The 15,676-nt window shown below is 64.0% G+C and carries 8 protein-coding genes and 1 tRNA gene; 7 read left to right on the top strand and 2 right to left on the bottom strand.

The window, feature by feature from the left end; genetic code table 11:
- Positions 1-240: 240 nt before the first annotated feature.
- The 4 genes from ACT53M_RS11830 (at position 241) to ACT53M_RS11815 (ending at position 7,368) form a co-directional block, all read left to right on the top strand.
- A complete protein-coding gene (locus tag ACT53M_RS11830) occupies positions 241-1,236 on the top strand; it encodes a glycosylasparaginase (protein ID WP_476233578.1) in 996 nt (331 codons plus the stop codon).
- A gap of 48 nt (positions 1,237-1,284) precedes the next feature.
- On the top strand, positions 1,285-4,023 hold the full coding sequence (locus ACT53M_RS11825; protein WP_476233576.1) for a TonB-dependent receptor: 2,739 nt from the start codon (positions 1,285-1,287) through the stop codon (positions 4,021-4,023).
- 103 nt (positions 4,024-4,126) lie between these two features.
- Complete coding sequence (locus ACT53M_RS11820; protein ID WP_476233574.1) at positions 4,127-7,135, top strand: TonB-dependent receptor domain-containing protein; 3,009 nt, start codon at positions 4,127-4,129, stop codon at positions 7,133-7,135.
- A 157-nt stretch (positions 7,136-7,292) separates the two neighbouring features.
- Positions 7,293-7,368 (top strand) — tRNA-Thr (locus ACT53M_RS11815).
- Between the two features lie 74 nt (positions 7,369-7,442).
- Here the strand turns inward: ACT53M_RS11815 and ACT53M_RS11810 are convergent.
- Complete coding sequence (locus ACT53M_RS11810) at positions 7,443-10,433, bottom strand: TonB-dependent receptor plug domain-containing protein (protein WP_476233572.1); 2,991 nt, start codon at positions 10,431-10,433, stop codon at positions 7,443-7,445.
- A 502-nt stretch (positions 10,434-10,935) separates the two neighbouring features.
- Between ACT53M_RS11810 and ACT53M_RS11805 the strand changes: the two genes are divergently transcribed.
- Positions 10,936-11,193, top strand: coding sequence for a hypothetical protein (locus tag ACT53M_RS11805; protein ID WP_476233570.1), 258 nt, complete (start codon positions 10,936-10,938; stop codon positions 11,191-11,193).
- Positions 11,194-11,481: 288 nt separating this feature from the next.
- Here ACT53M_RS11805 and ACT53M_RS11800 read toward each other — a convergent pair whose 3' ends face one another.
- Positions 11,482-14,508, bottom strand: coding sequence for a glycosyl hydrolase family 28-related protein (locus ACT53M_RS11800; protein WP_476233568.1), 3,027 nt, complete (start codon positions 14,506-14,508; stop codon positions 11,482-11,484).
- 117 nt (positions 14,509-14,625) lie between these two features.
- Between ACT53M_RS11800 and ACT53M_RS11795 the strand changes: the two genes are divergently transcribed.
- The gene (locus tag ACT53M_RS11795; RefSeq protein WP_476233566.1) at positions 14,626-15,171 is read left to right on the top strand and encodes a gluconokinase; all 546 of its coding nucleotides are present in this window, start codon (positions 14,626-14,628) and stop codon (positions 15,169-15,171) included.
- Between the two features lie 192 nt (positions 15,172-15,363).
- Positions 15,364-15,633: a response regulator transcription factor gene (locus ACT53M_RS11790; RefSeq protein WP_476233565.1), complete on the top strand. Its 270-nt coding sequence runs from the start codon at positions 15,364-15,366 to the stop codon at positions 15,631-15,633.
- Positions 15,634-15,676: the final 43 nt, after the last annotated feature.

Below are 15,676 nucleotides of genomic sequence, written 5' to 3'. Positions count from 1 at the left end.
CCTGAAACGAAAATTTCAATTATTTTTCAAACCCCTCCGACCCGGCCGGAGGGGTTTTTTGCACTTATGTTGCTGAAATGCCACCCGGCACGAAAGACTGCCATATATGAAACCAGGTTTCATTTTTGGTATTGAATTGATGTAGGACCTATGACAGCATCCTCGACAGGCAGTGACAGAACCATGTTCACCGCCCTCGGGTCGAACGAGCGCAAACGCGCCGAATCAGGGGATGCTGCAATGAAGACGAGGCGCCGCGAAGCGCTGGTGATGGGGGTAATGGGCGCCGCTTTTGCGTCCGCACCGCGCGCCGCTGCTGCCGCGGGCATCAACGGCGCAGTTATCGTTTCCACCTGGGATTTCGGCGCCGCGGCCAATGCCGCCGCCTACGCGCGCTGGAAGCAAACCGGCTCGCTGCTCGACGCCGTCGAAGCGGGTGCCCGCGTGCCAGAGGCAGACCCAGCCAATCATTCCGTCGGCTTCGCCGGCTATCCCGATCGAGACGGACATGTGACTCTCGACGCGATCATCATGGACGATCTCGGCCATGTCGGCGCCGTCGCCGCGCTTGAAGATTTCATGCACCCTGTTTCGGTCGCACGTCGTGTGATGGAAAATACGCCGCACACCATGCTGGTCGGTGAAGGCGCGCATCAGTTTGCGCTGGCGGAAGGCTTTGCACGCACGCACATGCCGACGCCGGAGGCCGAGGCCGGCTGGAAGGAGTGGCTGAAGACGGCGAAATACCAGCCGATCGCCAACAGCGAAAACGTACGCGGATCAGCGCTCGACCACGACACGATCGGCATTCTGGCACGCGACCCTGCGGGCCGGCTGGCGGGCGCTTGCACCACCTCGCGCATGGCGTTCAAGCTACGCGGGCGCGTTGGCGATTCACCGCAATCCGGCTGCGGTCTGCTGGTTGAGGCAGGGGTCGGCGCCGCCACCGCGACCGGTGTAGGCGAGGAAGTGACGCGCATCGCCGGATCGGCCCGCGTCGTCGCTTCCATGCGCGCCGGCATGTCGCCGATGGAGGCATGCCGCGAAGCCATCCTCCATATCGCCAAGCTGCGCGGCGACGCCGTCAAGGACGCGCAGGTCGCCTTTCTGGCGATCGATACAAATGGTCGGGTAGGCGCCTGGGCGCTGCAACCCGGCTTCACCTTTGCCGTGACCGACCAAAGCGGAACCACGGCCATTCACGCCGCCGACAGCCTCAACAGAAGCGGCAAATAACAACCGGTCCCCGGGGATCGCACCGAAAGAGAAAGGGTGGGAATAACAATGAAGGCAATGCACCAGTCACTGCTGGGTTCGGCAGGAATGACCGCGCTGCTGGTAGCTTCCGCGTCGGCGCTACTTGTCGCCGCGCCTGCTGCTGCGCAGACCAGCAAGGACAGCCAGGACGAAGTCGTTGTCACGGGCTTCCGCCGGTCGCTGCAGGATTCGGCCGCGACCAAGCGCAAGGCCGATGCAATCGTCGACGTGATCAGCGCCGAAGACGTGGGCAAGTTCCCCGACACGAACGTTGCTGAATCGTTGTCGCACCTGCCGGGCGTGACGGTCGACCACCAGTTCGGCGAAGGTGAGCAGGTGTCGATTGCCGGCGTGGAGCCGGCGCTGAACCGCATCCTTATCGACGGCCATTCGGTCGCTTCGGCGGACTGGGGCGGCAACCCGTCCGACCGTTCGAGCCGCAGCTTCAACTATGCGCTGCTGTCGCCGGAAATCATCAGCCAGGCGATCGTGTACAAGACGCCGGAAGCCCGCCTGCAGGAAGGCGCGATCGGTGGTACCGTTGACGTCGTCACCCGCAAGCCGCTGGACCTGAAGCCGAACACGATCACCGGCACCGCCGGCTACGAGTATAACGATCGATCCGAACGCGGCAGCCCGCGCGCCTCGCTGCTCTACAGCTGGCACAACAACGACGACACGTTCGGCTTCCTGGGCTCGGTGAGCTACAACCGCGAATATCTCGCCCGCGCGGGCGTTGCGGTCTATGGCTACATGACTGGCGACACCTTCTTCCAGCACGACAATAACGGCAATGTCGTCACCGACACCAACGGCAATCCGGTTCCGCAGAACCCGAACCTGAAGGTCAATGGCGGCAGCTACAAGGATCTGCTCTCCGCCCGCCTGCCCGCATTCCTGGCGCATGAATATTTCCAGCAGACCCGCGAACGTCTCAGCTTCTCCGGCGCCACCCAGTGGAAGCCGGCGAGCAACCTGACGCTGACTGCCACCGGCCTCATCATCCGTGGCGACTACGACAACTTCAGCAACTCAGAATTCAGCTACAATGTTCGTGGCGGGCTGGCGCAGTCGGCCACCATCAGCAACGGGCTGATCACCTCGGCCACCTATGGCCCGGGCTCGGGCAAGAACTGGACCGGCGAGCTTGACACCAACTTCCGCCGTACCCGCGTGAAGAACGACAGCGGCACGCTGGCGTGGAACTGGGATGTCAATGGCTGGAGCGTCACCGGCAACGTCGGCTGGAGCCGGGCCTCGGGCGGCAAGCAGCCGGAGTATCTGCTGAACTTCCGCACGCTGCAGGGCTTTACCGTCGGCGCCAATGGTCGCAACACGATGCTCAACTGGCAGAATCCGGCCAGCGACGGCACGCAGTGGGTCAGCACCTCGCCGGCGGAATCGAGCATGCAGACCGAGCCTGCCGTGCTGCGCGCTACCAATGGCGCGGGCTTCTACGGCGCCCAGATCGGCGGCATCACGAACGCCGACCAGACGCTCGACAAGGAGAAGTTCGGCCAGATCGACTTCAGCCGAGATGTGGCGTTCGGTCCGTTCACCAAGATCCTGTTCGGTGCCCGCTATAACGATCACCTGAACAAGCAGAGCACCTATGGCGGCGCGACCTTCACCAACAAGGCGTTCACGCTGGCGGATCTGGGTGCGTACACGCTGGCCAGCAACCTGTATAATGGCCTGTCGACCAGCGGCAACAGCACGCCCTATGCGACGCTGACCCAGCAGAACGCGATCGCCGCGCTCACTGCTGCCGGCACGCTCAATGTGACCCGCGATCTCGACACCGGATCCTATTTCAAGGTGAAGGAAAAGATCGCCACCGGCTATGTCCAGGCGAACTTCGAGTGGAACAAGTTCCGCGGCAACATCGGCGGCCGCTTCGTCCACACCGAAGACACGTCCTTCTACTATGTCCAGTCGAACGGGCAGGCCGTGCTGCAGGTCACGCCGCGCAACGACGACCGGTTCCTGCCCGCGGTGAACATCGCCTATGACGCAGGCGACAATGTCGTGATCCGCGCGGCAGCGGCGAAGGTGATCGCCCGTCCGCGGTATTCGCAGCTCGCCGGCGCCCTGTCGCTGGACGACACGCAGAAGACCGGCAGCGGCGGCAACCCGGATCTGAAGCCCTATGCGGCGACCAACTTCGGCCTGTCGGCCGAGTGGTACTTCACCAAGTCGGGCTATATCTCGGGTGAAGTCTTCTACCGCGACATCTCGAACTACATCAGCAACCAGAATGTCAGCCAGACTCTGACCAACCCGCTGACGGGCCAGAGCAACACCTATGCGATCTCGACCCCGGTCAACGGCGGCGGCGCATCGGTGACCGGCTTCTCGCTAACCGCGCAGACGCCGATCGCTTACGGCTTCGGCATCCAGGCGAACTACACCTTCGCCAGCGCGGATACCGGCCTGAACGGTCAGGGCCTGCCCTATCTGTCGCGCGACACCTATAACATCGTGCCGTATTTCGAGAGCGGCCCGTTCCAGGCGCGTCTGAGCTACAACTATCGCTCGAAGTACTTCTATGTCTTCGGCCGCCTGTCGTCGGCGGACTATACCGATGCCTATCGTCAGCTCGATTTCTCCGCCTCCTACAAGGTGACGCAGAACATCTCGGTCACGGCGAGCGCATCGAACCTGCTCGACGAAACCTACTACCAGTACAGCTCGACGCCGAACGCACCGACCGCTCTCTACAAGAACGGCCGTGTGTTCGCCGCAAGCATCAGCTTCCGGATGTAACGAGCATTCGCGTTCCCCGGGGTGACCGTAAATGCGGCGCCCCGGGGTTCGCCATGTCTGGAGCCCGGATCCTCCGGCCTCCCTGTCAAAGAAGGGGAACGTGATGAAGAGAATGACCAAGCTCTTGCTGGGGACGAGTTGCTTCGCCAGCATGATCGCTGCGCCTGCGCTCGCACAGGATGCCGGCCAGTCCAATTCGCCCCAGTCCGCCGAGACCGACACAGTCATCGTCACGGGCTCGCGCATCACGCGCCCGAATGCCACCGCAGCCGCTCCGATCACGTCGGTGACCTCGGAAGCGATCAAGCTGCAAGCTGCAGTCAATATTGAAGACGTACTGAATCGGCTGCCGCAGATCGCGCCCGACAGTCAGCAAAACTATCAGGATTCCGACGGTCGCCAGCGTATCAAGCTGCGCAATCTGGGCTTCGAACGCACCCTGTTGCTGGTCGACGGCAAGCGTCTCGGCACGATGAACGGCGAAGACACCGGCATGATCCCGACTGCGCTGGTCAAGCGCATCGACGTGCTGACCGGTGGCGCATCAGCCGTTTATGGCTCGGATGCAGTGGCCGGCGTCGTCAACTTCGTGATGGACCGGGATTTCACCGGCATCCGACTGGACGGCAACTACAATTTCTATGCGCATGACAACAAGCCGGGGCTCATCTCGCAGGTCGCCAGCCAATATGGCTTTGCGCAGCCGCGGCAGGGCCTCACCACCGACGGCGGTCGCTCCGATCTTGCGCTGACCGTCGGCAAGAAGATGTTCGACGACCGCCTGCACGCACAGGCATTCGTGAATTACCGCCAGGGCGATCTGGTGCCCTATGGCGCGCGCGAAACCTCGGGCTGCCAGCTGCTGCAGAACACCAAGGACGGCCCGCTTTCCTGCAGCATTTCCACTTACACCAAGACGGGATATGTCTCGCCGCGCTCGGGACCGAACAGCGGCAATGCCTATGTGAACAACCCCGATGGCAGCCGCAGCTTCGTGCCCTATTCTGCGGCCGTCGCGGCGAACCCCTATGATGGCTATTCCTTCCAGCGTGCCTCGCATCGCTGGAACGCTGGCGGCTTCCTGTCGTTCGACATTTCCGATGCCGCCACGCTCTACACCGACGCAATGTGGTTCAGCGACAAGTCCGTCAACCTGTTCCCGGCGCGCGTGTATAGCTCGACCGTCTATGGCTCCACGCCTTACACGGTATATTGCAACAACCCCTTCATGTCCGCATCGCAAGCGCAGACGATCTGCGGCAACGCGGCGGGCACCGCCACGGCCGTGCCGATCGAGCTGCGCTATCGCTTCTCCGGCGTGCCCGATGAGCAGGACGTGTATATCAACCAGGGCCTGCGCATCAGCAGCGGCGTGCGCGGCACCTTCGCGAAGGGCTGGAGCTACGACGTCGGCGGTGTCTATGCCCGCAACCGGCAGGACTATCGTACCGGCCTTCTCGATTTTAATCGGGTCAACAACGCGCTGAATTCGGTGCTGGTCAATGGCACTCCCGCCTGCGCGTCCGGCAGCGCAGATGGCTGCGTGCCGTTCGATCCGTTCAGCGCCTATTCCAAGACCAACAACTCCACGCTCTATAATTATCTCCGCAACGGCACCTACGGCACGTCGACCACCGTCAACACCCTGTATGATGCGCTCGCGACCGTGCAGGGCGATCTGGGCACGCTCGGCATCAAGAGCCCGTTTGCAGAGCAGGGCGTAGCCGTCGCCTTCAACGTGGAGTATCGCGAGGACAAGCTGAAGAGCTATGCCGACGCGATCTATCGCGACCAGAATGGCGGCAGCGACAACCAGCTTGGCCAGCATGTCTGGGAAGGCATGACCGAGCTGCAGGTGCCGATTGCCGAGCACAAGCCGTTCGCCGATCTGCTGCAGTTCAACGGCGCGTTCCGCCTGTCGAAGTACAACACCAATCCCAAGACCTTCTCCACCTGGAAGACCGAACTGGTCTGGGCGCCGATCAGCGACATCACGTTCCGGGCATCGATCAATCGGGCACAGCGTGCGCCGACGGTAGTGGAGGCGAGCCAGGGCGCGAATATCAGCTATGGCCGGATCACCACCGCCTATAACGATCCCTGCGCCCCCACCGTCACCTATACGATCGACCCCAAGACCGGGCAGCAGGTGCCGGTCTATGGTGCTCCCCAGGCATCGCGGGCGGCCTGTAAGGCTACGGGGCTGGCGGACAATCTCTACGGCAGCCCGACGCTGATCTGCCCGACCGACGTCGGCTGTACCTATCGCAGCGGCGGCTTCACGGTGGATCCGGAAACCGCCTACACCAAGACCTTCGGCCTGGTGCTGCGGCCGCGGTTCCTGCGCGGTCTGGTGCTGTCGGCCGATCGCTATCTGATCGATCTCAACCAATCGATCGGGTATAATGACTATTCCTACTTCTCGAATGGCTGCGCCCAGACCGGCAGCGACTTCTTCTGCAAGGCCTTCGTCCGCAATGCAGACGGCACGCTGTTCAGCAACCCGAACACCAATCCGGCGACGGGTTATGTTCGCCAGGGCACGACCAATTACTACAAGTCGAAGGCGCATGGCTGGGACTTCCAGGCGCAATATGCGCTGCCGCTGGGCAACCTCGGCAAGCTGGATTTCGACTTCAACGGCTCGCTGGCGACGTTCCTGGGCGGCCAGGATTCGCCGATCTTGCCGACCACCAACTGCGCGGGCGGTTATTATGGCGGACCGTGCGGCCAGCTGCTGCCGACCTGGTCGCATACGCTCCGCACCGGCTATACCACGCCCAACCAGAAGTTCCTGGTGTCGCTGAACTGGCGCCACCTGAGCGGTCTGACCAACGTCACCAATTCGGGCGATCCGACGCTGGGAGGCACGCCGGCAAACGTCCGGACCACCTTCTATCGCATCCCGGCATATGATTACTTCGATGTCGCAGTGAACTTCCGCGTCAACGAGCGTTATTCGCTGCGCCTCGCCGCGAACAACATCTTCGACCGGACGCCGCCGATCCTGGCCAACTCGTACAATTACGGTCTCTCGCGCAACAACACCCTGTCTGCGCGCTATGACTCGCTGGGTCGCCAGATCGCGCTGAGCGCAACCGTGAAGTTCTGATCTTCCAGGTCAACCCCCAAGCACCTGCTCCCGCCTGTCCAACAGGCGGGCGCATCTTTTTGGGGCCTGGCGAATGTCCGGCGCGCCGGCAGCTATCTTGACCGGCGCAACCAAACCGACCACAGGGAGCGAACGGGGTACGGCCTGATGCCGCCGTGCCGGTTTAGCTCAGCTGGTAGAGCAGCGGTTTTGTAAACCGAAGGTCGCGGGTTCGATTCCTGCAACCGGCACCACCCCTCTCCTCTCTGCCGAACATCGAAACGGCGGGCCCGCGTCACCGAAATGGTCCGCGAGCCCTTCAGGACCGTCAGAAGTTAAGCCGTACGCCCAGGCGGTAGGTGCGGCCGATCGTGTCATACAGCGCCGGGTTCACGTCGAGGCCGGTGTTGGTTTGCGGCGACGGCGCAGGATCGACGTTGAACAGATTGTCGACCTTGAAATAGGCCTGCACGCCGCTGGTCAGCTTGTACGATCCGCCGACATCGACATAGAAGGCGCCCGGCATGAAGTTGCGGTTGATCGTCGGGTGGTTGCCGGTCGAAGCCGGGCAGTTGCTGCTGCACACGACATATTGGTTGCCGAACACGCCGTCAGAGAACCAGCGTTCCTGCACCAACAGGCCGAACCGGTCGGTGTCGTAGCTCTGGACGGCCAGCCACTTCCAGTTCGGGGTGTTGCCCGTGTTGGCGCCGGCATTGTCGACCGTATCGACGCCGACGATGCCCGCCCGCACCAGAAACTCGCTGACATGGGTGCCCAGCGCCCGCACTGTGAAACTGCCCGGCAGACCCAGCGGGCGACGCCATTGATAGCTGGCCTCGATGTCGAAACCGCTCGTCTTCCACGAGGCGAGGTTGAACGGCTGCACGTTGATATAATTGCCGCCCTGCACCGGGCTGTTGAGCACGAAGCCGCCGCAGAACGCCTGATTGCCCTCGAAACAGAAGCGGACGATCTGGTCGGCCGACAGGGTGGAGACGACGCCGCTCAGCTTGATGGTATAATAGTCGAACGACAGGCTCAGCCCCGGCAGCCAGGACGGATTGGCGAGCGTGATGCCCAGTTCGGTGTTGCGCGCGATTTCCGGCTTCAGATTGGGGTTGCCCACCGTGTTCTGGAAGGCCTGGACCGCGCCGGCCGGCGGGAACGGATTGGCGAAGTTCGGCAGCGTCGTCACGGTCGGTGCGGCGAACAGTTCGGACAGGTTCGGCGCACGCACGTCGCGGGAGGTGACGCCGCGCAGGCGGATGCCCTGGATCGGCGTTTCCCAGGTGCCGCCGATCTTCCACGCCCATACCGAGCCCGACGTGCTGTAATGCGTGTAGCGCGCCGCCGTGTTCAGGTTCGCCTTGCCGATGCCCTGACTGTCGAACAGCGGCAGGTTGATTTCGGCAAAGCCTTCCCAGACATGATATTTGCCGCCGCCATTCTTGTAGTTGCCGGCCGCCCAGTTGCTGCCCAGTGACGCATTGAGCAGCGGATCGGCGGGATAGGCGGTGCTGTTCGGGCTGACGCTGCTGACCCCGGCGCCATAAGGATCGGCATTCACGCGGTAGAATTCGCGGCGATATTCGCCGCCGAACGCCAGCGTCAGTGGCCCCGCCCACAGATCGAGCAGATTGCCCGAGAAATTGAGGCTGGCGACATCCTGCGTCAGCTTGGTGTGCTGGAACGGGCCGTTGGCGGGCGTGACATAGGCAAGCGCCGAGGAGGAAGGCGCGAAGCCGCCGAAGATGTTGATCGGCTGGCACCCCGCCGCCCGCGCCGCGGCATCGGCACAGACGATCGCGCCGTTGAGCAGAATGGCGTTGGTCGCCGCGACATAGCGGTTCTGCAGCACGATATCATGGACGTTGATGTCCGAGATGGTGACGCCATGCTCGTAATAGGCGTCGTAATTCCAGTCACGGCCCGCCACGCCGAACCGCCCCTTGGCACCAATCACACCGCGATACTGGCGCCGGTCGGTATAGACCTGCGGGTCGGGAAAGGCGCCGTTGCTGGTGCCGAAGTTGAACGAGGTGATGCCCGCCACCATGCACTGGTCGCGCACCGACTGCGGCAGATAGGGGTTGGCGCACTGCACAGTCAGGTTCGGGCGGTTATAGCCGGGGCTCGGCTGGTTGTTGGTCTTGACCTGGCCGATATTGAGCGTGCCGTAGATCTCGTTGTTCGGTGCAAAATCATAGCCGATCCGGGTGAAGCCCACCACACGCTGCAACCGCGAGACGAGCGACGCGCCCGACCCCGGCGCACCGCTCAGATCGCCGCCGACGCAGAAGCTGTTGCCCGGATAGCAGTTGCTAACCCGGCCATTGCCGAGCGGCTGGCCGTTCGAGCCATAGTTGAAGTTATACGGCCGGCCATTCACGTCGAACGCAATGCCCTGCAGCGGACCGTTGTTGATCAGGCCGTAGCGGGCATATTGATAGGGCTGGGCATAATCGCTGTAGACGAACTGCGGCGAGCCATTGTTCGTCTGGTTCGTGTTGAGCAGCGTGGTCGCCTTGTACCAGTTGCGGCTGCGGGCCAGATCGGTGCCGAAATCGCCCGGGCCGACCCCGTCGTCATGGGCATATTCCCCGCTGGCGATAACGTGCAGCTTGTCGTCGAACAGCGACTTGCCCCAGGCGGCCTGGGCAAGCACCTGCTTGTTGTCGCCATAGGTGGTGATGCCGCCCTGCAGATTCGCCTTGAAGCCGGTGAAATGCGTGTCGGTGATGAAGTTCACCACACCGCCCACCGCGTCCGAACCATAAGAGGCCGACGCACCGCCATTCACCACATCGACGCGGCGGACCAGCAATTGCGGGAACAGGCTGATGTCCGGCACGCCCGTAACATTGGCGGCGGCAACGCGCTGGCCATCGAGCAGCGTCAGCGTGCGTATCGTGCCCAGGCCCCGCAGCGAGAAGGAGCTGAGCCCCTGCTGGCCGCTGGAGGTGCTGAACGTGCCGGTGGCCGCGCCGGTCGAGCCTTGGAGCGACGGCAGTTGCGCGATGGTGTTGAACAGGTTGGGCTGCGCGTTGGCCGCAATCTGCTGCTCGCCGATCACGGTGGTGGGCGTCGGCGCGGTGAAGCCGCTGGCGATGATGCGCGAGCCGGTGACGATGATCTCGGCATTCTGCTCCGCACTACCCGCCTGATCGCCGCTCTGGGCGGAGGCGGGAGCCTGTTGCGGCACTTCGGCAGGCGCAGGCGCAGTCTGGGCGGCAGCCGTGCCGGCAAACCCCATCGCCGCCAGCGCGAACAGGCTGACCCCGTGGTGCGACAGATATGGTGCGGAAATACCCCTCATGCGTCCAACCTCTCCGAAAAATCCGGCCGTTTACCGACCGTTGGCGATGCTGGTCCGACGCTAGCCCGCAGGCGATCCGCCCGCACGTAAGACATAGGTGGTAGGCGGGAAGATCGGGGCGTTTGACGCGCCGGCGGAGGCGGCCAGATCGCACGCCGCCACCCCCGGTGCGGGCGCTGTTTCGAAACCTGCATGGGGTGCGAAGTTTAGGAAGTTTAGGCATGCGCGCGTTTCGGCAGGGATCGCGACGAGACCGCGCGCGGATGCAAAGTTTAGGAAGTTCAGGCGCACGCGCGCATGTGCGCGAGGCAACCGGGGTGTTGATCCGACAGGTTCAAAGAGCGGCGCCTTGTGGAGCGCAAGCCGAACATAGGGAGCCATTTGGGGTAAACAATGGCATCAGGGGATGTAGGCAAGAGGGTAAAACGGCAACGGACGCCCTGTCCGAAAATAGTGGTTAGTGGACATTGCAGCGGCACCCCCATCGGGATACCTGTCGATTATGTTTGCCATAGAAGACGACCTGCATGGCGAGCCCGGCGCTGAGTTCCGCACGATAGAAGAAGCGCATGCGGCATTGCAGAGATTAGCTGCCTTGCCCTGGGATGAGCCACCAAATCAGGCACCTTGCAACAGTTGGCAGACCTGCGGTCGTTTCTATATTCTGGTAGAATATGATCAACGTTTCACGCCTTGGCGTCGATTATCCGCCACTCCCATGTTGGAGGTGTCCAGCAAGGGAGCAATCTGGCTCGTATAAGCGCCAGCGCCCAACCGCCCGCGGCTAGCGGGTTGATATTGCGAACGGGGCTGGGTGTGCGATGATCGGTTGAGAGATCACCCCCCGGCTCTTTCGCTCCCCTCCCTGCTTGCAGGGAGGGGCTGGGGGTGGGTGCGAGGGCGCAAGCCCGAGCGGCGGCGGTGCAGCTATGGGCGCCGGCCGGGGCATCGAGCCCCGGCCATCGCCAGCCCAACCCCTGTATCCCCCCCCCTTTCAGGGAGGGAATGTATGCTTCGGGGCCCTGTTCGCCGGGGGAACACCCCTCCCCTACGGTCGTGCCGCGTACAGCGCGTGGTGCGTCAGGATGAACAGCGTCCGCCCGTCACGGCCGCCAAACAGGATCTGGAGCGGCCGGTCCGGCACGTCGATGCGGCCTGCTTCCTTGCCGTCTGCCGTGTAGACGAACACCTGCCCGTTCGCGACATAGACGCGGCCGTCGCTGGCCACCGCCACGCTCTCGCCGCCGCGATTGGCGAAGGGCTTCAGGTCCACCAGCGTGCCCGCCGGGCCGACCGTGCCGCGATAGGTGATGTTCTCCGATCCGTTGGTGACGAACAGCCGCTCGCCCGGCCGTGCGCCGACCAGACCGTTGGCGTTGAGCGCATGCGACCAGCGCCAGCCGACATGGTCCGCCGGCCGCTGCTGCCACACCCGGAATTCGGGCAAGGCGATGCTGCCGTCCGGGGAGACATATTCGCGCGGCTTGGGAGCGCTCGCCTCTGCCGCGAACAGATCGGCCAGCGTGTGGAAAACATAGCTGTTCTGGTCGAGCTGGTCGCGGAATTCGCCGTTCGCCCACCAGTTGACCGGCAGCAGCGTGATTGCCTTGCTGTCGCCGCGCACCGGCGTGGGCTCGATGCGCGTCAGCTGGTCGCGCGGGCCGTCCGGGTCGATCGCATAGACGGCGCCCTTCGGCCCCAGCGACGACAGCACCAGCAAATGGCCCGAGGCATCGACGGCGAGATTGACCGGATCGAGCGCGTGATCGCGGATCACCTCCAGCCCCTTCGCCTCGCTCCAGCGCTGGATGCGCTGGAAGCGCCGGTCGATGAAATAGAGGCGCCCCTGCCCGTCCACCGCCGCGCCGGAGATCGAATAAAAGCCGTCCTCCAGCTTCTCGACCCGGCCGGTCAGCGGCTTCTCCACCACCTGCCGCTCGACCGCGCCGATATCGAGATGCGCAAACTCGCGCTCGCGCACCAGTCGCTTGCCGGTGACATCCTGAATTGCATTCTCGAACGGATATTTGCTGACGCGCAGGAAGGTGCCGCAGCCCTCGTCATCGCAGCTCGCAAAGCCGCTTTCGGCATTCACATGCACGTTGCGGAAGCGGATGTCGGACGCATTGAACAGCCGCACCGCCGCGAGCGCCGGATGATAGCTGCGGGTGACGCGATAGCCATGGTAGTTGGCGAACAACAGGTTGCGCGAATTGCGGATTTCCAGCGAGACGGCGTCGGGGCCATCGCCCACTTCCTGCTCGGTCTGCGGCGCCAGAAACTCCCAGTTCTCGACATTGTCGAGCACGAATTCGTTGCGGACATGGTGCTCGACCGACATTTCATACACATGGCCCGGCGTGCTGGTGTTGGTGACGTAGAAGCCGGCCTGCGCGAAGGTGTTCGGGCTCCAGACATCGGTGAAGGTGCCGCCGCCGCCATCGGTGACCCAGATGCTCGGATATTGCGCGTCCCAGCGGCCGTCCGCCACCGGATCACCGCTGCGCGCCTGCAACATGCCGAGCGGTTTGCCATCCACGGTCGGCGTGCCGCCGCCGCCCATGATCTTCACGTCATGAACCAGGCTGTGCTCGCCCGACCGCCAGAGCAGCGCCGAAGCACGCGGGTTCACGCGGCCGGTGAACAGGCCCAGGCCGGACAGGATATTGTCGCCGCCCTTGGGCGTCGCGAGGATCGGAATCACCGTGCCCAGCCCGGCATGGGCGGGATTGGCATCGGGCAGGACGAACTGGGTGATTGCCGGGTGCAGGCCGATCAGCACGCTGTCGGCGCGCAGCCGTAACCGGTCGGTGACCTTGTAGAAGCCGGTCGGAAAATAGAGCACGCGGTGCGCGTCGATCGCCTTCTGGAGCGCGGCGGTGTCGTCGGTCTTGCCGTCGCCGGCGACGCCCAGGCTGCGGACGTTCACCCATTCGGCCATGGGCGGCAGCGCCCGCACGGCCGGCGCGCGAGCGGCGGGCAGCGCCGCGAGCGGCTGGATGTCCGCCTGTGTGCGGTAGGTGCCCATTTCGCCGGGCTTCGGCACGGCCAGGCCATAGGAGAAGGCCGTGACGCGATAGGCCCTGCCCTTCCCCGGCACCGTCTTGCCGCTGTCGCGGAACCGGGCGAATACCGGGCTGTCGATCGCCACCGCATTGTCGAAGCCGATCTGGGTGAAGACATTGTTCTCGTTGGAGATGACGACACCGGCCTTCGCCACCCGCTCGAACCGGACATCCTTGCCCCACAGCGAATCCGAATAGCCGCGGTCGATCTCGATCCCCACCGGCGTGTCGCGGATGGCGACATTGACCAGCGTGAGGTCGACTTCATGCTCGCGGATCGCCGCGTCGCGCTGGCCGTCGAAGCTGGAATCGATCAGCGTGAATTGCCAGGCGGGCGAGGTTTTTTCGGTGACGATGCCGTAGCGGCCGCCCTTGAAATGGACCTTCTCCATGACATTGCCGGCCTGATAGACACCGGCAAAGGCGGTGCCGAGGCGAAACTCCATGTGGCTGAGAAAGGCGTGCTGCGCCATGCGGAAGCGCACGCCCGCCGCGGCAGGATTGCCGGCGCCGATCTCGATGTCGATATTGCTCATCGACGAATAGAAGGTGCCTGAATTGGCATCGCGCACGATCCTGTCGCGCGGCACCACCGTGGGAACCGGCACGGGCACCTTGCCGACGGCATATTGGTCGTCGCCTGCGAACACGATCATCGTCGAGACGCCTTGCTGGAACCCCGGCGTGTTCGCGCCCAGCAGGATGACCGGCCGCGTCTGCCCCACGCCGTAGATACGCACCCCCGCCGGCACCACCAGCGTGCGGGTGATGCGGTAGCGGCCCGAGGGGAGGAAGACGATGCCATGCCGGGTGGCGTCGTGCGCATCGTCGAGTGTGCGCTGCAAGGCGGCGGTGTCGTCGGCGCGGCCGTCGCCCCTCGCCTTCACCGTCACCGCGCGCGGCTCGTCCGGGGCGCGCGGAAAGATCGATTCCTGCTGGGCATGCGCCTGCCCCGGCGCGGCGAGGGCGGTGGCGACATGCAGGCCGGCCATCATGCAGCGCATATCCATCGTCCGGGAACTCCGCGTTAAGCCTTGATACCATTGGCTAACCCCGCGCGGCGCGGCCCGCATCTGCGACCAAGGTCGTAATTTGCAGCGCAGCCCCGGCATTCCAGAGTCGCGCCCATGCCCGACTCGCAAGCTGCTGCGCTCCCCATTCCCCTTGGTGCAGTGGTGGTGATGGGCGTCAGCGGTTGCGGCAAGTCGACACTCGGCGACTTGCTAGCCGATGCGCTGGGCTGCCCGTTTCTGGAAGGCGACGCATTCCATGCGCCCGCCGCCATCGCCAAGATGCAGAACGGGCAGCCGCTCACCGACGAAGACCGCTGGCCCTGGCTGGAGCGGGTGGCGCAGGCGGCGGCGGGCTCGATCTCGACACACGGCGCGGCGGTCGTCGCCTGCTCGGCGCTGCGGCGGGCATATCGTGACCGGCTGCGCAACGGCATCGGCGGGAAGGTGCAATTCGTGCTGCTCGACAACAGCCGGGAACATCTGCTCGCCCGCTTGGCCGCGCGGACGGACCATTTCATGCCGGCGAGCCTGCTCGACAGCCAGCTCGCTACACTCGAGCGGCCGGGGCCGGGCGAGGCGGTGCTGACACTGCACACCCAGGCGGCACCAGCCGAACTGCGCGCGCAGGTTCTTGCGCATCTGCACCGCGCACGCGCCTGATCCACACTCCAAATCTGTCCGACACCTTCGCGGCATAGCGGTCCTCCGCGCACCCATAATCGATCGAAATTCGCCGAACCGTGCCGATTGCGCTTGAATCTGTCCAACAACTCGCGCTACGTTAACGTTAACGACTCTGGGAAGCCGGGCGTCACGCCCCGGCTCGCGAGAGTCGATCAAGGGAGAGAGGCGATGCACGTGGCAACCGAGCTGCAACTAAATCCCCGCCGTCGGGACGATGTCGACCATGGCGCCGACACCCCGCCCCGCCTGACGCCGACGCAACTGGAAGTGCTGCGCCACGTCCATTCGGGCCTGCTCAACAAGCAGATCGCGCATGAACTGGGCATCGCCGAAGCGACGGTGAAGGTCCACATGACCGCGCTGATGCGCAAGCTGAACGTGCGCAACCGCACCCAGGCGGCGATCGTCGCCAGCCAATATGGCTGGGCGCTGCGCTAAAGCGCGCCCCAGCCAAACGTTTGACCCGATTGCCACGCTATGC

This window comes from Sphingomonas sp. DMC6 (assembly GCF_056314225.1).
This window is presented reverse-complemented; position numbering and strand designations above follow the sequence as displayed.